This window comes from Pseudomonas sp. B21-015 (assembly GCF_024749285.1).
In the GTDB taxonomy this organism is placed as follows: Bacteria; Pseudomonadota; Gammaproteobacteria; order Pseudomonadales; family Pseudomonadaceae; genus Aquipseudomonas.
The window spans coordinates 1,061,522-1,081,306 of the sequence record NZ_CP087196.1 but is presented as its reverse complement, the minus strand read 5'-3'; the positions used below and the strand labels follow the sequence as shown (position 1 = coordinate 1,081,306).

Here is a 19,785-nt window from a genome sequence, read left to right as displayed (position 1 = left end):
TTCTGTGAGTTTGAGGCCGATAAACTACTTGCCGATCGAGATCTTCGGCGCCCAAGTCAGCCATTCATCTTCGAACTTGTCGAACAACGGGAACGTTTGCTCGGGCCGCGCCGGAACTCCCATGCGGTCGCCATCCGGTGTGGCAAAGGCGATGCCGCCCTGAATCAGCGTCTCCAGCGATTCGGTGCGTATGGTCGCACCTTTGAACAAGCCGTAGTCAAAACCAAAACCACTGGTGTTCCAGAACCGCGTGCCGCTGCGCACCAGTGGCGCGTATTTGGGCTCGATCAGGATGTGCACCAACACTCGATCAGCCGTCTGGCCCAGTTCATAACCGGTCACCTTGCCTACCGTGATTTCGCGATAGGTGACGGGCACCCCGGTCTTCAGCGATCCCCGACGAGCAGCACTCAACACCAGGCTCAAACCGGCCTCTTCCTTGGCGGTTTCCGGAGGATTGGTCAAAGCCACGAAGTTCTTTTGCGGGCCGAGGTTCTTCGGCGCTGGCTGCACTTCGATGTACTGCCCGGTCACCAGTGTCTCGAGGTTGGACGTCTTGATCAGACCCAATTCAGGTTTGACCACCCAGAACTGACTGCCCACCCGAGCGATACGCTCCGGCACTTCACTGATCCGCGCCGTCAGTAGCACTGATTGCAAGTCGTCACTGAGGTCGACGTCCTCGATCTTGCCAACGTCCAGGCCTTTGAATCGAATCGGTGTGCCCGTGCGAAGGCCATCGGCGCGATCAACCTTGATGGTCACCACGGCACCTTTCTGCGTCGCCTCGTCATGGTTGGCGAACAGCCGGAAACGTGGAATCCGCTTCTGCAACGGCGCTTTGGCTTCCGGGGTTTCGAAGGCAATGCCGCCAGCCATCAGGCTTTGCAACGACTCACTTTTGACCTGGATGCCGCCGGTCAGTCCACCCGTTAGCGTAATGCCGCTGGCATTCCAGAAACGCGTCGAGGCGTTGACCAGCCCTTCGTATTCCTTCTCGATGTGCACACCGATCACCAGCTGCTTTTTAGTACGGGAGAACTGGTAGCTCTGCACCGAACCCACCTTGACCTGCTTGTAGAGAATCGGACTGCCGACCTCCAGAGAACCGAGATTGTCGGTGAACAGCACCAGATGCAGGCCCGGCGAACGCAGATCCAGCGGCGGCGCCTTGGCCCGTGCTTCGAACTCACGCTGTGGTGCGCCGCCCTTGTCGCCGGGGCGCACGGCGATGTAGTTACCTTTGACCAACGCTTCCAGACCGGTAATACCGGCGAGCGAAATCGACGGTTTGACCACCCAGAACTGCGTGCCGGTGACCAGGTACTCTTCGGCCAGCGGATCGAGGGTCAACTCGGCAGTCGCACTGGACAGGTCCGGGTCAATCTTGAGCGCTTTCAGATTGCCGACCTGGATACCTTTGTACATCACCGGCGTACGACCGGCCTGCAGGCCTTCGAAATCGCTGAGTTTGACCTTGACCCGAATACCGGCGGCGGCTGCATCGAAGTCTTCATAGAGACGGAACGGCAGGCTTGGATCGGTGGGCGGGCTGTCCTTGCGGTTTTCCGGTGTGGCAAACGCAATACCACCGGCGACGATGCTGGCGAGGGACTCGCTACGCACTTTCACACCGGACAGGTTGGCGTCGATACTGATGCCGCTGGCATTCCAGAAACGCGTGTGTTTACGCACCAGGCTGGCGTAGGTCGGCTCAATGAAGACTTTGAGTTCGACAGTGCTCTGGTCCGCGGACAGCAAGTAGCTTTTAAGCTGACCGACCTGGATCTGCTTGTAGAACACCGGGCTGCCGCGATTCAGCGAGCCGAGACGATCGGCCTTGATGGTCAGGTGCAGACCGGGCTTGGCGTCCGACAGCGGTGGTTCTTGGGCCAAGGCCTTGAACTTGCGGGTCGGCTCGCCTTCCCCTGGGCTGACGGCCACATAGTTACCCGAGACGAGCGTCTCCAGGCCCGTGATACCGGCCAGGGTCACGCTCGGCTTGACCAGCCAGAAGCGCGTGCTGGTCTTGAGGTATTGCTCCACGTCCTTGTTCATCTCGACGGTGGCGATCACGCCTTTGGAGCTGCCTTCGTCATCGAGTGTGAGGGCTTTAACTTTACCGACTGACATACCTTTGTAGACGACTTCGGTCTTGTTGGCCTGAATGCCTTCACCACTTTCGAAGCGCACCTGAATCTCGATGCCTGTCTCGCTGTAGGCACGCCAGGCGAGCCAGCCGCCGATGAGCAAGGCGATCAGGGGCAACACCCAAATGGCAGACCAGTTCGAGGCTGGTCGGGTTTTCGCTTTAGGCAACTCAGTCATGGTCGTCGTCCGACTCCGTGTTATCCCAAATCAGTCGGGGATCGAAAGTTACTGCGGCAAGCATCGTCAGAATCACCACACTGGCGAAGGCGATGGCGCCAAGATTGGCTTCGACGCTGGCAAGCCGTCCGAAATTCACAACCGCCACCAGGATGGCGATCACAAAAATATCGAGCATCGACCAGCGGCCGATGAACTCGATAAAGCGGTACATCCAGATACGCTGGCGTGCCGAGAGTGGCTGGCGGCGCTGCACCGAAAACAGCAACAACCCGATGCCCACCAGTTTGAACGTTGGTACCAGAATACTGGCGATAAAAACCACGGCTGCGATTGGAATCATGCCGTGCTGAACCAGTTGGATCACGCCGGACATGATGGTGCTCGGATCGCCCTGGCCCAGGGAGCTGACGGTCATGATCGGCAGCACATTGGCCGGGATATAAATAATCGCAGCCGTGACCAGCAGCGCCCAGGTACGCATCAGGCTGTTCGGACGGCGCGCGTGAACCAGCGCACCGCAGCGGGTGCAGACCTGCTCGTCGGTGTCGGCTTCCTGCTTATTCAACTCGTGGCATTCGCCACAAATCAGAATGCCCGCATCAATCGCCCGCATGGGCATCTTCTCCTGATAAAGCCTGCCAGATCTGATGCGGTGACATCACCACTTCCAGCCAGACCTGGACCAACAACAAACTGATAAAGCATGCCAGACCAAAACCTACGGTAATCGCCGCCATATCGGCCAACTTGACGATCGCAACCAGTACGCCCATGAGGTAAACCTCGAGCATCCCCCAGTCCCGTAGATGGTGATAAATGCGGTAGAGCAGCAAACCGTAACTGCGTCCGATATCGAAGCGGATACTCAGCAGCACGACCAATTGGCAGAGCAGCTTGAGCAGTGGAATCCCCATGCTGCAGAGAAATACCACTGCTGCTACGCCCTGCATACCGGTATCGAACAGGCCGACAACGCCGCTCCAGACAGTATCATTCGATGACTGCCCGAGTAGATGGAGCTGCATGATGGGTAAAAAGTTCGCGGGGATGTACAACAACAGTGCGGCAATGACCAGGGCGAGACTGCGCTGCACGACATTGTGCCGATGGGCATACAGTTCATAACCGCAGCGTGGACAAATGGCCTTCTCACCATGGGCGAGTTCAGGCTTGCGCATCAGCAAGTCGCACTCATGACACGCTACCAAACCGTCCAGCGGTAAATCTGACAGCCCAGGGGCGTCAACCGAATCTGGCATAAAGGCTCTGGCTCCAAAAAAGTTGGACCTATTCTAGTGTTCTGAGTCGAAAATAACTGTGCAATTTTGTATTGCCAGCGAAGTAGACTTTTTCTGCGGGCAAAACAAAACCCCTACCTGCATACGCAGATAGGGGTTTCGGAATTTAATCTTGACGATGACCTACTCTCACATGGGGAAACCCCACACTACCATCGGCGATGCATCGTTTCACTGCTGAGTTCGGGATGGGATCAGGTGGTTCCAATGCTCTATGGTCGTCAAGAAATTCGGGTACCGAACCGTCTTTCGACGCTTCAGCAAATTGGGTATGCGATAGTTTGTGTGTTTGTGCGAACTTTCGGTTCATTGCGTCTTCACACACCGCAATCTGGTGCTCTCTCGAGTCAGCAAATTGCTTGGGTGTTATATGGTCAAGCCTCACGGGCAATTAGTATTGGTTAGCTCAACGCCTCACAGCGCTTACACACCCAACCTATCAACGTCGTAGTCTTCGACGGCCCTTCAGGGGACTCAAGGTCCCAGTGAGATCTCATCTTGAGGCTAGTTTCCCGCTTAGATGCTTTCAGCGGTTATCTATTCCGAACATAGCTACCCGGCAATGCCACTGGCGTGACAACCGGAACACCAGAGGTTCGTCCACTCCGGTCCTCTCGTACTAGGAGCAGCCCCTCTCAAATCTCAAACGTCCACGGCAGATAGGGACCGAACTGTCTCACGACGTTCTAAACCCAGCTCGCGTACCACTTTAAATGGCGAACAGCCATACCCTTGGGACCGGCTTCAGCCCCAGGATGTGATGAGCCGACATCGAGGTGCCAAACACCGCCGTCGATATGAACTCTTGGGCGGTATCAGCCTGTTATCCCCGGAGTACCTTTTATCCGTTGAGCGATGGCCCTTCCATACAGAACCACCGGATCACTAAGACCTACTTTCGTACCTGCTCGACGTGTCTGTCTCGCAGTCAAGCGCGCTTTTGCCTTTATACTCTACGACCGATTTCCGACCGGTCTGAGCGCACCTTCGTACTCCTCCGTTACTCTTTAGGAGGAGACCGCCCCAGTCAAACTACCCACCATACACTGTCCTCGATCCGGATAACGGACCTGAGTTAGAACCTCAAAGTTGCCAGGGTGGTATTTCAAGGATGGCTCCACGCGAACTGGCGTCCACGCTTCAAAGCCTCCCACCTATCCTACACAAGCAAATTCAAAGTCCAGTGCAAAGCTATAGTAAAGGTTCACGGGGTCTTTCCGTCTAGCCGCGGATACACTGCATCTTCACAGCGATTTCAATTTCACTGAGTCTCGGGTGGAGACAGCGCCGCCATCGTTACGCCATTCGTGCAGGTCGGAACTTACCCGACAAGGAATTTCGCTACCTTAGGACCGTTATAGTTACGGCCGCCGTTTACCGGGGCTTCGATCAAGAGCTTCGCGTTAGCTAACCCCATCAATTAACCTTCCGGCACCGGGCAGGCGTCACACCCTATACGTCCACTTTCGTGTTTGCAGAGTGCTGTGTTTTTAATAAACAGTCGCAGCGGCCTGGTATCTTCGACCGGCGTGGGCTTACGGAGCAAGTCCTTCACCCTCACCGGCGCACCTTCTCCCGAAGTTACGGTGCCATTTTGCCTAGTTCCTTCACCCGAGTTCTCTCAAGCGCCTTGGTATTCTCTACCCAACCACCTGTGTCGGTTTGGGGTACGGTTCCTGGTTACCTGAAGCTTAGAAGCTTTTCTTGGAAGCATGGCATCAACCACTTCGTGTTCTAAAAGAACACTCGTCATCAGCTCTCGGCCTTGGAATCCCGGATTTACCTAAGATTCCAGCCTACCACCTTAAACTTGGACAACCAACGCCAAGCTGGCCTAGCCTTCTCCGTCCCTCCATCGCAATAACCAGAAGTACAGGAATATTAACCTGTTTTCCATCGACTACGCTTTTCAGCCTCGCCTTAGGGACCGACTAACCCTGCGTCGATTAACGTTGCGCAGGAAACCTTGGTCTTTCGGCGTGGGTGTTTTTCACACCCATTGTCGTTACTCATGTCAGCATTCGCACTTCTGATACCTCCAGCAAGCTTCTCAACTCACCTTCACAGGCTTACAGAACGCTCCTCTACCGCATCACCTAAGTGATACCCGTAGCTTCGGTGTATGGTTTGAGCCCCGTTACATCTTCCGCGCAGGCCGACTCGACTAGTGAGCTATTACGCTTTCTTTAAAGGGTGGCTGCTTCTAAGCCAACCTCCTAGCTGTCTAAGCCTTCCCACATCGTTTCCCACTTAACCATAACTTTGGGACCTTAGCTGACGGTCTGGGTTGTTTCCCTTTTCACGACGGACGTTAGCACCCGCCGTGTGTCTCCCATGCTCGGCACTTGTAGGTATTCGGAGTTTGCATCGGTTTGGTAAGTCGGGATGACCCCCTAGCCGAAACAGTGCTCTACCCCCTACAGTGATACATGAGGCGCTACCTAAATAGCTTTCGAGGAGAACCAGCTATCTCCGAGCTTGATTAGCCTTTCACTCCGATCCACAGGTCATCCGCTAACTTTTCAACGGTAGTCGGTTCGGTCCTCCAGTCAGTGTTACCTAACCTTCAACCTGCCCATGGATAGATCGCCCGGTTTCGGGTCTATTCCCAGCGACTAGACGCCCTATTAAGACTCGCTTTCGCTACGCCTCCCCTATTCGGTTAAGCTCGCCACTGAAAATAAGTCGCTGACCCATTATACAAAAGGTACGCAGTCACCCAACAAAGTGGGCTCCCACTGCTTGTACGCATACGGTTTCAGGATCTATTTCACTCCCCTCTCCGGGGTTCTTTTCGCCTTTCCCTCACGGTACTAGTTCACTATCGGTCAGTCAGTAGTATTTAGCCTTGGAGGATGGTCCCCCCATATTCAGACAAAGTTTCTCGTGCTCCGTCCTACTCGATTTCATGACCAAGAGATTTTCGCGTACAGGGCTATCACCCACTATGGCCGCACTTTCCAGAGCGTTCCGCTAATCTCAAAGCCACTTAAGGGCTGGTCCCCGTTCGCTCGCCACTACTAAGGGAATCTCGGTTGATTTCTTTTCCTCAGGGTACTTAGATGTTTCAGTTCCCCTGGTTCGCTTCTTAAGCCTATGTATTCAGCTTAAGATACCTAACTTATGTTAGGTGGGTTCCCCCATTCAGACATCTCCGGATCAAAGTCTGTTTGCCGACTCCCCGAAGCTTTTCGCAGGCTACCACGTCTTTCATCGCCTCTGACTGCCAAGGCATCCACCGTATGCGCTTCTTCACTTGACCATATAACCCCAAGCAATCTGGTTATACTGTGAAGACGACATTCGCCGAAAATTCGCGATTAAACTCACAAATTTTACCTTAGCCTGATCCGTTACCAGTGAAAGTAACGTTCAGTCTATCTTTCTATCACATACCCAAATTTTTAAAGAACGATCTAGCCAAAGACTAGAAATCAACATTCACCATCATCACAATGGAATGCTCATTTCTAAGCTTTCAACAAACAGAAGCAGTAGTGGTGGAGCCAAACGGGATCGAACCGTTGACCTCCTGCGTGCAAGGCAGGCGCTCTCCCAGCTGAGCTATGGCCCCGTATTTCTACAGGCGTTCCCACACAAGCAAAATTGGTGGGTCTGGGCAGATTCGAACTGCCGACCTCACCCTTATCAGGGGTGCGCTCTAACCAACTGAGCTACAGACCCAATTTCGGGCTGCTTCTTATCGTCTTCTTCAATGAATCAAGCAATTCGTGTGGGAACTTATGGAGCAGCTGATGTCGTCGATTAAGGAGGTGATCCAGCCGCAGGTTCCCCTACGGCTACCTTGTTACGACTTCACCCCAGTCATGAATCACACCGTGGTAACCGTCCTCCCGAAGGTTAGACTAGCTACTTCTGGTGCAACCCACTCCCATGGTGTGACGGGCGGTGTGTACAAGGCCCGGGAACGTATTCACCGCGACATTCTGATTCGCGATTACTAGCGATTCCGACTTCACGCAGTCGAGTTGCAGACTGCGATCCGGACTACGATCGGTTTTATGGGATTAGCTCCACCTCGCGGCTTGGCAACCCTCTGTACCGACCATTGTAGCACGTGTGTAGCCCAGGCCGTAAGGGCCATGATGACTTGACGTCATCCCCACCTTCCTCCGGTTTGTCACCGGCAGTCTCCTTAGAGTGCCCACCATTACGTGCTGGTAACTAAGGACAAGGGTTGCGCTCGTTACGGGACTTAACCCAACATCTCACGACACGAGCTGACGACAGCCATGCAGCACCTGTCTCAATGTTCCCGAAGGCACCAATCCATCTCTGGAAAGTTCATTGGATGTCAAGGCCTGGTAAGGTTCTTCGCGTTGCTTCGAATTAAACCACATGCTCCACCGCTTGTGCGGGCCCCCGTCAATTCATTTGAGTTTTAACCTTGCGGCCGTACTCCCCAGGCGGTCAACTTAATGCGTTAGCTGCGCCACTAAGAGCTCAAGGCTCCCAACGGCTAGTTGACATCGTTTACGGCGTGGACTACCAGGGTATCTAATCCTGTTTGCTCCCCACGCTTTCGCACCTCAGTGTCAGTATCAGTCCAGGTGGTCGCCTTCGCCACTGGTGTTCCTTCCTATATCTACGCATTTCACCGCTACACAGGAAATTCCACCACCCTCTACCATACTCTAGCTCGACAGTTTTGAATGCAGTTCCCAGGTTGAGCCCGGGGATTTCACATCCAACTTAACGAACCACCTACGCGCGCTTTACGCCCAGTAATTCCGATTAACGCTTGCACCCTCTGTATTACCGCGGCTGCTGGCACAGAGTTAGCCGGTGCTTATTCTGTCGGTAACGTCAAAACAATTACGTATTAGGTAACTGCCCTTCCTCCCAACTTAAAGTGCTTTACAATCCGAAGACCTTCTTCACACACGCGGCATGGCTGGATCAGGCTTTCGCCCATTGTCCAATATTCCCCACTGCTGCCTCCCGTAGGAGTCTGGACCGTGTCTCAGTTCCAGTGTGACTGATCATCCTCTCAGACCAGTTACGGATCGTCGCCTTGGTGAGCCATTACCTCACCAACTAGCTAATCCGACCTAGGCTCATCTGATAGCGCAAGGCCCGAAGGTCCCCTGCTTTCTCCCGTAGGACGTATGCGGTATTAGCGTCCGTTTCCGAGCGTTATCCCCCACTACCAGGCAGATTCCTAGGCATTACTCACCCGTCCGCCGCTCGCCACCAGGTACAAGTACCCGTGCTGCCGCTCGACTTGCATGTGTTAGGCCTGCCGCCAGCGTTCAATCTGAGCCATGATCAAACTCTTCAGTTCAAACATCTTTGGGTTTTAAGAAACCCTAAACTTGGCTCAGCAATCGTTGGTTACATCTTTGATTTCTCGCGGAGTAACTTGTGATGCTGATAATCTTGTTGACTATCAGTCTGACTCCACAAGCACCCACACGAATTGCTTGATTCAGTTGTTAAAGAGCGGTTGGTTAAGATCTTTCGTCTCAACCGAGGCGCGCATTCTACAGCAGCCTCTGTTGCTGTCAAGCGGTTATTTTCAGAAGTTTTCAAAGTTTCCTTTGCAACTTCAACCACTTGCGCTTCCGATCTCTCGTTAGCGGGAGGCGAATTCTACAGCGTTAGTCGCTGCTGTCAACACCTGTTTTTCTCCGCTTTCGACCGAGAAGATCGAACCGTCAATAAGGCGACAACACACTGCCTTACCAACTCCTTCTGGCCTCGATGAACTGAAGCGTAACCGCCGCCGAAAACTGCGTAACTCATTGTTTATCAAGGAGTTTTCCGTTTCGACTGCGCCAGAAGTGGGGCGAATTATAGACGTCCAGAATCTGCCGTCAACCGTTAATTACGCTTTTCTGGCGGAAGGTGTCTTTTTAGCTGTTAAACGTGGGATTCGACGGGTTATTGGCGGTAAACGCAGTACTAATAGCAAGGCACCTATAGAAGCATAGACAGCCCACTCCTTCAGATCAGCGCGAACGATCCACAACATATGCAACAACCCAAACCCGAGAACCACATAGACCAGTCGGTGCAGTTTCCTCCAGCGAGCCCCCAAACGCCGCTGACTATAACGATTGGAGGTGATTGCCAATGCCAACAAACAGAGAAACCCCAGCGTTCCGACAATAATGTACGGCCGCTTGCGCAACTCGACACTCAGCTGCGACCAATCGAAGCCAAGGATGAACACCGCGTAACCACTCAAATGCAGAACCACATAGGCGAAACACCACAACCCCAACTGCCGCCGGACAACTATCCATCCCGGCCAACCGGTTAGCTTCTGCAAAGGCGTCATGCTTAACGTAATGAGCAACAGGACAAGTGTCCCCAACCCCAGACGGTCAACCAGCACCTTGCCCGGGTCAGGCCCCAGCACATCCGCCCAGGCTTGGTACAACCAAAGCAGCGGCCAAATCGCTGCAGCGACGAAGACACCGATACGCCAGAACGGATATCGCATCAGTAATTCTTCCGCAGATCGAGCCCTGCATATAAAGAAGCGACTTCATCCGAGTAGCCGTTGAACATTTGCGTTTCTCGTACATTGGGCTTGAACAGACCACTCGGCAAACGCCGTTCCCGTGCCTGGGTCCAGCGCGGGTGATCGACTGTCGGATTCACGTTCGCATAAAAGCCATATTCATCTGCCGCAATGCTCTGCCATGTAGTCTTCGGCTGCTCGCTGACCAGGCTGATGCGGACGATGGATTTGATGCTCTTGAAGCCGTACTTCCAGGGCACCACCAGACGCAATGGTGCACCGTTCTGATTGGGCAACTCACGTCCATACATACCTACAGCAAGAATCGCCAACGGGTTCATCGCCTCATCCAGACGCAACCCCTCTACATAAGGCCAGTCGATCAAGGCAAAGCCGGAGCGCTGTCCGGGCATACTCTTGGGATCCTGCAAGGTTTCGAAGCGAATGAATTTGGCTTCGGACGTCGGCTCGACCTCCCTGAGCAAGGCTGAAATGGGAAAACCCATCCATGGAATGACCATCGACCAGGCCTCCACACAGCGAAGACGATAAATACGCTCTTCCAGCTGATAAGGCTTCATGAAGTCTTCCAGCGCATACCGCCCCGGCTTACCCACCTCCCCGTCCACCACCACACTCCACGGTTCGGTTTTCAGCGCACCGGCATTGGCCGCGGGATCACCTTTATCGGTACCGAACTCATAGAAGTTGTTGTAGTGGGTCGCGTCCTTGAAAGGTGTGATCGCCTCATCCTTGACGTTGACCGCCCCCCATTTAGTGGAAGGAAGTTTTTCGGCAAACCAGGACGGTGCCTTGCCAGACTCGACATCGGCATAACGCGCAACATCGTCGGCATTCGCCCAGCGCGGCAGACTGCTCACAGCCAAACCGGCAACGGTGGCACCCAAGATTCTGCGACGAGAAAGGTAGAGAGATTCAGGCGTGACATCAGACTCATGACAGTCAGACGCTTTGGGGACTTTGATCAGCATGACAACTCCGCAGCTTTGGAGGACAGATGCACCCATAGACTGCGGAGTATGAGGGAAATTACATCACTCGGCTTTTTTGTGCCGACGAAGACGTAACAGGTACTGCACCGGCCCAGAAGCCGCATAGCCAAGGAAGACCAGCAGCAGGATGCGCGGCGGATCACTGAACACAACGGCAAATACCAGCACTACCGCCAGGATCGCGACAAAGGGAACGCGCCCCTTCAAGTCCAGTTCCTTGAAGCTGTTGTACTTGATGTTACTGACCATCAGCATGCCAGCCGCGGCGACCATCAGAGCAACCAGGAACGACATCTTGGAGCCCTGAATGCCGTAATCGCTGAACGCCCAGACAATGCCTGCGACCACACCGGCCGCGGCCGGGCTGGCCAGACCGATGAAGTAGCGTTTGTCTGCCGTACCGACCTGAGTATTGAAACGCGCCAGACGCAACGCCGCCCCCGCCACATAGATGAACGCAACCATCCAGCCGACCTTGCCCATATCACCCAAGGCCCAGCCGAACGCCAGCAATGCCGGCGCAACACCAAAGGCAACCATGTCCGACAGCGAGTCGTACTCGGCACCGAAGGCGCTTTGGGTATTGGTCATACGGGCAACACGACCATCAAGGCCATCGAGCACCATGGCGACGAAAATCGCGATCGCGGCAAACGCGAAATACTTGCTCGCGCCGATTGCATCACCGGCACTCAAGGCGCTCTGGGCGCTCATCGAGTTGATAATGGAATAGAACCCTGCGAAGAGGTTCGCCGTGGTGAACAGATTCGGCAGAAGATAGATACCACGATGCCGGACTTTACGGCCTTCAGCGTCATGCCCTTCTTCGATGTGTTCATCGATAGGCAGAAGGCTTTCGGCGTCAGAAGCCTGTTTTGGCTCTTCGGGACGTTCGCTCATGGACATTACCTTGCAACGGGGTGGAAAGTTTCGACAGGTGTCTGGGACGACGGTTCGACCGCAAACGATGCAGCTTTATACCAGAACCGGCGGATCCAAACGAAAAAACGCGGCCTAGGCCGCGTTTTCCGTACAAGCTCGCGACTTAGTTCTTGGCTTTGTCGACGATCTTGTTGGCACCGATCCACGGCATCATGGAGCGCAGTTGCTCGCCGATGATTTCGATACCGTGAGCGGCGTTGTTACGACGCTTGGCGGTCATCGAAGGATAACCGGTAGCGCCTTCGCTGATGAACATCTTGGCGTATTCGCCGTCCTGAATACGTTTCAGGGCGTTGCGCATGGCCTGACGGGATTCGGCGTTGATTACTTCCGGACCGGTCACGTACTCGCCGTACTCAGCGTTGTTGGAGATCGAGTAGTTCATGTTGGCGATACCGCCTTCGTACATGAGGTCAACGATCAGCTTCAGTTCGTGCAGGCATTCGAAGTAGGCCATTTCCGGCGCGTAGCCAGCTTCAACCAGGGTTTCGAAACCGGCTTTTACCAGCTCAACGGTACCGCCGCACAGAACGGCTTGTTCGCCGAACAGGTCGGTCTCGGTCTCGTCCTTGAAGGTGGTTTCGATGATGCCGGTACGGCCGCCGCCAACGCCAGCAGCGTAGGACAGTGCAACGTTTTTGGCGTTGCCCGAAGCATCCTGGTAGATAGCGATCAGGTCAGGGATACCGCCGCCTTTGACGAACTCGGAACGCACAGTGTGGCCCGGAGCTTTCGGCGCGATCATGATCACGTCGAGGTCAGCGCGTGGCACAACCTGGTTGTAGTGGATCGCGAAGCCGTGGGAGAAGGCCAGGGTGGCGCCTTTCTTGATGTTCGGCTCGATTTCGTTCTTGTACAGGGAAGACTGGAACTCGTCCGGGGTCAGGATCATGACCAGGTCGGCAGCCGCTACAGCGGAAGCAACGTCGGTCACTTTCAGGCCGTGGGCTTCGGCTTTGGCAACGGTGGCCGAACCTTTACGCAGGCCAACGGTAACGTCAACGCCGGAGTCTTTCAGGTTGCACGCTTGAGCGTGGCCTTGGGAGCCGTAACCGATGATGGCGACTTTCTTGCCCTGGATGATCGACAGGTCGCAGTCTTTATCGTAGAAAACTTTCATGAATTTCCCCTTTATATCTGGCCCTTCAGGCCATTCGCTAATTTGGTTTAGACGCTCAGTACTTTGTCGCCGCGGGCAATCCCGGTGACGCCACTGCGTACGGTTTCCAGAATCGAGGCAGTGCCGATCGATTGAATGAAGCTGTCGAGCTTGTCGCTGGTACCGGTCAATTGAACGGTATACACGCTGGCGCTGACATCAACGATCTGCCCACGATAAATATCGGTGGTGCGCTTGATCTCGGCGCGCTGGGCGCCGGTGGCCTTGACCTTGACCAGCATCAGTTCGCGCTCGATGTGAGCACTCTCCGACAGGTCGACCAGCTTGACCACTTCGATCAACTTGTTCAGGTTCTTGGTGATCTGCTCGATGATTTCATCGTGGCCAACTGTGGTCAGCGTCAGACGCGACAAGGTCGGGTCTTCGGTGGGTGCCACGGTCAGGCTTTCGATGTTGTAGTTGCGCTGCGAGAACAGGCCAACTACACGAGACAGAGCGCCCGGTTCGTTTTCCAGAAGCAAGGAAATAATGTGCCGCATGATTAAGTACGCTCCGTCTTGCTCAACCACATATCGCGCATGGAGCCGTCTTTGATCTGCATCGGGTAGACGTGCTCGCTGGTGTCGACCGAAATGTCGATAACCACCAGGCGATCTTTCATGGCGAACGCCTCTTCCATCTTCGACTTCAAATCTTTCGATTCGGTGATGCGCACGCCAACGTGACCATAGGCCTCGGCCAGCTTGACGAAGTCAGGCAACGATTCCATGTAGGAGTGCGAGTGGCGGCTGCCATAACTCATGTCCTGCCACTGGCGAACCATACCCAGTACACCGTTATTCAGAATGACGATCTTCACCGGCAAACCGTATTGCAGGCAGGTCGACAGTTCCTGAATGTTCATCTGGATGCTGCCCTCGCCCGTTACGCAGGCGACGTCATCATCCGGGAAGCTCAGCTTGACGCCCATGGCCGCCGGAAAACCGAAGCCCATGGTGCCCAGACCACCGGAGTTGATCCAGCGGTTCGGCTTGTTGAACTTGTAGTATTGCGCTGCGAACATCTGGTGCTGCCCCACGTCGGAGGTCACAAAGGCGTCGCCCTTGGTCACTTCGCACAGGGTTTCGATCACGGTCTGCGGCTTGATCACGCTGCCGTCGCCCTTGTCGTAAGGGAACAGACCGCGGTCACCGCGCCACTCATCAACTTGCTTCCACCAGCTGGCAACGGACTCCTTGTTCGGGGTCTCGCCGATTTCCTTGAGGATCGCGACCATTTCGGTCAGGACACTCTCGACCGGGCCGACGATAGGCACGTCTGCCTTGATGGTCTTGGAGATCGAAGCCGGGTCAATGTCGATATGAATGATCTTGGCATTCGGACAGAACTTGGCCGGGCCGTTGATCACGCGGTCATCGAAGCGCGCACCGACTGCAAGGATCACGTCGGCATGGTGCATCGCCAGGTTGGCGGTGTAGCTGCCGTGCATGCCGAGCATGCCGATGAACTGACGATCGGTGCCAGGGTAGGCACCCAGCCCCATCAGGGTATTGGTCACTGGCAGGTTGAGCATCTTCGCCAGTTCGGTCAGCGGCGCGGAGCCACCACCGAGAATCACGCCGCCGCCTGCATAAAGCACAGGACGCTTGGCCGCCAGGAGCATTTCTGCCGCCTTGCGGATTTGCCCGGAGTGACCGCGAAGAGCCGGACTGTAGGAACGCAGCTTGGCTTTTTTCGGGAAGATGTATTCGAACTTCTCGGCCGGGTTGGTCATGTCTTTCGGGATATCGACAACGACCGGACCAGGACGACCGGATTGCGCCAGGTAGAACGCTTTCTTCATGACTTCCGGGATTTCCGACGCGTGCTTGATCATGAAGCTGTGCTTCACGATCGGCCGGGAGATACCGATCATGTCGGTTTCCTGGAATGCATCGGTGCCTACCAAGGTGCTAGGCACCTGGCCGGAAATGATCACCATCGGAATGGAGTCCATGTAGGCCGTGGCAATACCGGTGATGGCGTTGGTTGCGCCCGGGCCGGAAGTGACCAGTACCACGCCGGCTTTACCGGTGGCACGGGCGTAGCCGTCGGCCATATGGGTCGCAGCCTGCTCGTGACGAACCAGGATGTGGGTCACTTCCGGTTCTTTGAACAGGGCATCGTAGACATGAAGAAGAGCACCACCCGGGTACCCGTAGATATATTTGACGCCTTCGTCACGCAAAAAGCGGACGAGCATCTCACCGCCAGATAAAAGCTCCACGTTGTTCACCTCTAAAACGCCAGAATACCGCCCACATACAAAGAGGACGGGTCTTAATAGGTTTACTTCTCGGCAGAGCATGAGCGACGGTGGTCGCCGACTACGTCAGCACTGACTGAGCAAGTATTGGGATCGTCCCAAGTGTTGCGGGCCTTTCCCACCCAGCGCGAGGTAACGCGTTGCGGGTGTAACAGGTCGGCGCGGATGTGCGCCTCATGATCTACCGAGTGGGTCTGCTTCTGGCAGTCCCTCTACAGCGGACTTTGGATTCTTCTGTTTCGCCCATCGCAAGTCAAGCCGTCAATGCGCTTTATTCGAACTAAGCGCATGAGAACGCAAGAAAAAACCTTTAAACCGCAAGTGTGTTAGCTTCAATTGCGCACTCATGACAAGGAAATGGCATGCGAACGTTCTTCTTCACCGCTGGCTTGCTGATCGGCCTGAGCCCTTTGTGCATGGCGGGTCAGGTCTATAAATGGATCGATGCCCAGGGCGTCACCCATTTCGATGCGCAACCGCCCCAGGGCCGGGAAGCCAGCCTTGTGGTGACGCCTGCCCCGCCCGTCGGCAAGCCGAGCACGCCACCGCGCGGCAACGTCATAGGCGATCAAAAGGCCATCGACAACAAAGTTAAAAAACAGGTCGGCGAGCAGCAGGCCCAGCTGAAAGTGTTCTGCGAGCAGGCCCGAACGAACCTGGCTCAACTGCAGAACAATCCGCGACTACGGGAGGAGGTCGACGGTGAGATGCGCCGCCTGACCGACCAACAACGTCAGGAGCGCATCACCGAAGCACAGAAACAGATCACGAAAAACTGCCAGTAGATACCCTACACGGGTTCAGGGTCAGCGAGAGGCGGTGATCAACAGGTCGAACTCTTTGAGCAAGACCTGAAGCTGCCGATCCTTGCCCTGAACCTTGCGCGCGGCGAAGACCATTTCGGCCATCTCCTGGATCCCCGACGCATTGGGCAAGGGCAGGTTCTGCTCCAGGATCGACTTCATCCTTGGCAGGAAGATCCATTGCAGCCACTGCTCGAAATCCAGCGTATCCACCGAGAACGGCTCGACGCTGGAAAGCGCATCAACGGACGGCGGCACTTCGTCCCACCATCCCTGAACGCGCAGTTCGCGCTCGATCAACAGCAACTGCTCGGCAATCTTCGGGAAGCGTGCATCCATCACAGCGAAACCTTGGCCTTCTGACGAGCCAACGCTGCACCGGCTGAATCACCCTGCTTCTCACGGGCCTGGGCGATCAATTCCCATAGGCTGGCCTGAAGATCCGGACGACCATTGGCGAACGTCAGACCACGACGGGCAAACTGCTCGGCCTGTGCCGCATCGCCTTGAGCCATACGCACCTGAGCCAGACGATAAAGCACTTGCGGCTCACGCGGCGCGACTCGTTGGGCGCGTTCGAGACTGGAGGAAGCACCGTTGAGATCACCACTGGCCTGTTGCTGCTGAGCAGTGGTCAACAACGCCAGGACCGGACCGTCCAGTTGCTCATCGGCGGACAGGCCGCCGGAGCTCGCCGAAGGAACCCCGCTCGGCGTAGACGGCATGGTGTAACTGCCCTGATTGATCGGTGCCGACTGCACCGGCGAGGTATCAATCGGCCCCGGAGTGATCGGACCTGGGGTTATCGGCGAAGTGCTGATCGGTGCCGAGGAGACGGCGCCACCACCCGGCACCATCACGACAACGCCGGTGTCACCTTGCGGGATTGCCTGAGTCTGGGCCTGTGCAGGACGTTTTACCGTCGTCTGCCGGAAACCGCCATTCGCCGAAATCCGCTCGCTGTTGGAGACGGCAGTGCCGGCATCCACAACCGGGATCGAACCACGCTGTACGGTGGAGCAGCCGCTGAGCAAAGCCACGGCAGTCACCGCTGGAATCAACCACTTGTTCACTTCAAATCCTCTTTGCTTAATTCATCCAGCCCTTGACCCAATCCATCACCGATTCAGCAGGGCTTTCGCCACCGCAAGCAGCACCGGGAGGCGGTTCGCTGCCGCGAATATACGGCATCTGCACCGCGCCTGGGCAGCTGGCTTCGGAACCTTGGCCGGTGCGCGAATCGACCCAGGCCTGAACAATGTTGTCCGGCTGCGGCATGTCCAGCGGCAGTGGATCAGCCTTACGCATGAAACTGGTCCAGACTTGCAACGCACCGGTGGCACCGGTGAACGGTGTCTTGCCGTTATCATCGCGCCCCAGCCAGACCACTGCCAGCAGATCCTGACTGAAACCGGCAAACCAGCTGTCCCGCGAATCGTTACTGGTACCGGTCTTGCCAGCCAGGGTCAGGGTTTTCGGCAACACGTTATAAACCGAACTGCCGGTGCCTTCGCGCATGACGCGCTGCATGGCGTTCTGGATCAGGTAAATGGACGCCGGATCAAATTGCTGCTGAATCTGGAACGGATAACGCTTGAGCGGCTCGCCCTCGGCAGTCAGTACGCTGCGAATTCCGCGCATCGGCGTATTGAACCCGCCATTGGCCAGCGTCTGGTACATGGTCGCCACTTCGATCGGGGTCATACCGCCGGCACCGAGCAACATCGACGGGAACGCCGGGAATTCGCGACTCACCCCCAGGCGTGCCAAGGTCTTCAAGACATTCGGCACGCCCACCGCCAACCCGAGACGCGCGGTCGACAGGTTGTAGGAATGCGCCAACCCTTGATAAAGGAACACCGTACCGTGGGAACGGCGATCATAGTTCTGCGGTTTCCAGACCTGACCGTCCGCGCCTTTGACCGAGAAGTAGTCGTCCGACAGCCAACTGGTCAGCGTGTACTGGCTCGGCTTCTCAAGGGCTGTCAGATAAACCGCCGGTTTGATCAAAGAGCCGATCGGTCGCACCGCGTCCAACGCCCGGTTGAAACCGGCAAAACTCGCCTGACGGCTGCCGATCATGGCCTGGACTTCACCGGTTTCCGGGTTGGTCACGACCATCGCCGCTTCCACGTCATCGGCACCCTTGCGACCCGAAAGACGTTTGAACGTGTCGTTGACCGACGCTTCGGCTTTCATCTGCAGGATCGGGTCGAAACTGGTGAAAATCCGCAGCCCCTCTTCGGTCAAGTCTTCGTCGCGGTAGTCTTCGCGCAACTGCCGTTTAACCAGATCGAGGAAGCCTGGGAACGAGCTGTCAGCCAACTTGCCGCGAGTGGTCACACCCAGAGGCATTTTCTTCGCTGCCTCAACCTGCTCGGCGGTGGCAACGCCTTGTTCCCCCAGAACATCGAGCACCAGATTGCGCCGTTCCAGCGCCCGCTCAGGGTTGCGACGCGGGTTGTAATAGGACGGCCCCTTGACCATGCCCACCAACAAAGCGACTTGATGCAGTTTCAGCTCGGACAATGGCTGCCCGAAGAAGAACTGGCTGGCCAGGCCGAAACCGTGCACCGCGCGCTGACCATCCTGGCCGACGAACACTTCATTGAGGTAAGCCTCAAGAATTTCGCGTTTGTCGTAATGCAACTCAAGCAACAGCGCCATCATGGCTTCGGTGAGCTTACGGGTCAGGCTGCGTTCGCTGGAGAGGTAGAAGTTTTTGACCAACTGTTGCGTCAGCGTACTGCCGCCCTGGGTCATCTTGCCGCCCGAGGTGTTGACGTAGATAGCTCGGGCTATCGACTTCGGCGACACGCCCCAGTGGCTGTAAAAATCCCGGTCTTCTACGGCAACCAGAGTTTCGAGCAGATACGGCGGAACCTGATCGATCTTGATCAGAATGCGGTCTTCAAGGTTTTTCGGGTAAATCCCGCCAATCAGCAGTGGCTCCAGTCGCACCACAGAAAGCTTCGAACCGTTGGTCGCCGAGAGCTCGGCCACGTAATCGCCGGAGAACCGCACGCGCACGGGCTGGGCCGTCTCCATACCTTCATAGAACTGGAAGCCTCGGGTATTCAAGTCGACGGTATTGCCATTGACCGCCGCCGCGCCGGGGCCGTTGCTGACGGCTTCGCGTCGGTAGCCCAAGGCATCGAGCTCGGTGAGGAAGTCATCCTTGCTCAGCTTCTGGCCAGTGAACAGCTCGAGCGGGCGTGCATACACCTTGGCCGGGATGGTCCAGCGCTTTCCGGAGAACTTCTCCTGGACCACTGCGTCGAGGTAAACCGCGAACCCGGCGAGCACCACAAGGCCGACCAGGCTGAGTTTAAGGGCCCAGCCCAGCCAGGGGCTCATGCCCCTGGAAGGTGGTTTTTTGGGGGTACGGGGGGATCGAGTTCGAGTCATGGCGGCGGATTATACGCACTTTATTCATCCTCAACAGGAGCCCGCCGAGGTTTGCGTCGGGCGGACTTGCAGCCA

General features: G+C 55.9%; 13 protein-coding genes, 2 tRNA genes and 3 rRNA genes. 1 reads left to right on the top strand and 17 read right to left on the bottom strand.

Going from position 1 to position 19,785, the window contains the following annotated elements:
• Nucleotides 1–24: 24 nt before the first annotated feature.
• The 14 genes from LOY38_RS05000 to LOY38_RS04935 all read right to left on the bottom strand — a co-directional run bounded on the left by LOY38_RS05000 (nt 25) and on the right by LOY38_RS04935 (nt 15,460).
• Nucleotides 25–2,328: an intermembrane transport protein PqiB gene (locus LOY38_RS05000; protein WP_258699071.1), complete on the bottom strand. Its 2,304-nt coding sequence runs from the start codon at nt 2,326–2,328 to the stop codon at nt 25–27.
• Nucleotides 2,321–2,944 carry a paraquat-inducible protein A gene (locus LOY38_RS04995; protein ID WP_258699070.1) on the bottom strand — a complete coding sequence of 208 codons (624 nt, stop codon included), beginning with the start codon at nt 2,942–2,944 and terminating at the stop codon, nt 2,321–2,323. The genes LOY38_RS05000 and LOY38_RS04995 overlap by 8 nt, the downstream gene beginning before the upstream one ends.
• Nucleotides 2,931–3,590 carry a paraquat-inducible protein A gene (locus LOY38_RS04990; RefSeq protein WP_258699069.1) on the bottom strand — a complete coding sequence of 220 codons (660 nt, stop codon included), beginning with the start codon at nt 3,588–3,590 and terminating at the stop codon, nt 2,931–2,933. The genes LOY38_RS04995 and LOY38_RS04990 overlap by 14 nt, the downstream gene beginning before the upstream one ends.
• A 149-nt stretch (nt 3,591–3,739) precedes the next feature.
• Nucleotides 3,740–3,855, bottom strand: a 5S ribosomal RNA gene (gene rrf, locus LOY38_RS04985).
• Nucleotides 3,856–3,999: 144 nt separating this feature from the next.
• A 23S ribosomal RNA gene (locus LOY38_RS04980) occupies nt 4,000–6,891 on the bottom strand.
• Nucleotides 6,892–7,127: 236 nt separating this feature from the next.
• Nucleotides 7,128–7,203 (bottom strand) — tRNA-Ala (locus LOY38_RS04975).
• A gap of 33 nt (nt 7,204–7,236) precedes the next feature.
• A tRNA-Ile gene (locus tag LOY38_RS04970) sits at nt 7,237–7,313 on the bottom strand.
• A gap of 82 nt (nt 7,314–7,395) precedes the next feature.
• Nucleotides 7,396–8,934, bottom strand: a 16S ribosomal RNA gene (locus LOY38_RS04965).
• The 16S, 23S and 5S rRNA genes sit together here with 2 tRNA genes alongside, the layout of an rRNA operon.
• 543 nt (nt 8,935–9,477) lie before the next feature.
• Entirely contained in the window at nt 9,478–10,098 is a 621-nt protein-coding gene (msrQ, locus tag LOY38_RS04960) for a protein-methionine-sulfoxide reductase heme-binding subunit MsrQ (RefSeq protein ID WP_258699068.1), read from the bottom strand.
• Nucleotides 10,098–11,111 (bottom strand): protein-methionine-sulfoxide reductase catalytic subunit MsrP, encoded by a 1,014-nt coding sequence (msrP, locus tag LOY38_RS04955; RefSeq protein ID WP_258699067.1) that lies wholly within the window; start codon nt 11,109–11,111, stop codon nt 10,098–10,100. Before msrP ends, msrQ begins: the two co-directional genes overlap by 1 nt.
• Nucleotides 11,112–11,174: 63 nt before the next feature.
• A complete protein-coding gene (gene pssA, locus LOY38_RS04950) occupies nt 11,175–12,032 on the bottom strand; it encodes a CDP-diacylglycerol--serine O-phosphatidyltransferase (RefSeq protein ID WP_095055878.1) in 858 nt (285 codons plus the stop codon).
• A gap of 145 nt (nt 12,033–12,177) precedes the next feature.
• Complete coding sequence (gene ilvC, locus LOY38_RS04945) at nt 12,178–13,194, bottom strand: ketol-acid reductoisomerase (protein ID WP_003228216.1); 1,017 nt, start codon at nt 13,192–13,194, stop codon at nt 12,178–12,180.
• Between the two features lie 47 nt (nt 13,195–13,241).
• A complete protein-coding gene (ilvN, locus tag LOY38_RS04940; RefSeq protein ID WP_057450890.1) occupies nt 13,242–13,733 on the bottom strand; it encodes an acetolactate synthase small subunit in 492 nt (163 codons plus the stop codon).
• A gap of 2 nt (nt 13,734–13,735) precedes the next feature.
• Complete coding sequence (locus LOY38_RS04935) at nt 13,736–15,460, bottom strand: acetolactate synthase 3 large subunit (RefSeq protein WP_258699066.1); 1,725 nt, start codon at nt 15,458–15,460, stop codon at nt 13,736–13,738.
• 401 nt (nt 15,461–15,861) lie between these two features.
• On the opposite strand from LOY38_RS04935, the gene LOY38_RS04930 reads away from it, so the two are divergent.
• On the top strand, nt 15,862–16,284 hold the full coding sequence (locus tag LOY38_RS04930) for a DUF4124 domain-containing protein (RefSeq protein ID WP_258699065.1): 423 nt from the start codon (nt 15,862–15,864) through the stop codon (nt 16,282–16,284).
• Nucleotides 16,285–16,305: 21 nt separating this feature from the next.
• Here LOY38_RS04930 and LOY38_RS04925 read toward each other — a convergent pair whose 3' ends face one another.
• The 3 genes from LOY38_RS04925 to mrcB are packed head-to-tail and all read right to left on the bottom strand — an operon-like array spanning nt 16,306 to nt 19,710.
• On the bottom strand, nt 16,306–16,641 hold the full coding sequence (locus tag LOY38_RS04925) for a YqcC family protein (protein WP_258699064.1): 336 nt from the start codon (nt 16,639–16,641) through the stop codon (nt 16,306–16,308).
• On the bottom strand, nt 16,641–17,375 hold the full coding sequence (locus tag LOY38_RS04920) for a M48 family metallopeptidase (RefSeq protein WP_258699063.1): 735 nt from the start codon (nt 17,373–17,375) through the stop codon (nt 16,641–16,643). Before LOY38_RS04920 ends, LOY38_RS04925 begins: the two co-directional genes overlap by 1 nt.
• Nucleotides 17,376–17,391: 16 nt before the next feature.
• On the bottom strand, nt 17,392–19,710 hold the full coding sequence (mrcB, locus tag LOY38_RS04915) for a penicillin-binding protein 1B (RefSeq protein ID WP_258699062.1): 2,319 nt from the start codon (nt 19,708–19,710) through the stop codon (nt 17,392–17,394).
• Nucleotides 19,711–19,785 lie beyond the last annotated feature (75 nt).